Source organism: Massilia sp. NBRC 108631 (genome assembly GCF_059704565.1).
The window spans coordinates 1-278 of sequence record NZ_BAAKJE010000137.1 but is presented as its reverse complement, the minus strand read 5'-3'; the positions used below and the strand labels follow the sequence as shown (position 1 = coordinate 278).

Annotated in this window: 1 pseudogene; it reads right to left on the bottom strand. The window is 66.5% G+C overall.

What is annotated here, in order from left to right:
* Window positions 1-278: pseudogene (locus tag AC6H42_RS15165) on the bottom strand (hypothetical protein); the annotation flags it as partial.

The following is a 278-nucleotide window of genomic DNA, read 5'->3' as shown; positions in this document are numbered from 1 at the left end:
TCGACGGTCTGGATGCGGCCGTCGAGTTCCGGATTCAAGCCTTCATCCTGCTGCGGGATGGCCTGGGTCAGCGGGGCCGGCTCTTCGCCGCCCATCTGGCGCTTGATGGCGTTGCGGGCCTGCTCGGCCTCGGCCAATTTGGCGTTGCGGGCCTGCTCGGCCTCGGCCAATTCCAGGCGCGCCGCGTTCAGCTTGTCGGCCATGTCGGCCAGGGTGCTGCTGTAGTCGGTGCCCTGGCGCGGCAACAGGCCCATGTTCTGGATCTTGAAGTCTTTCAG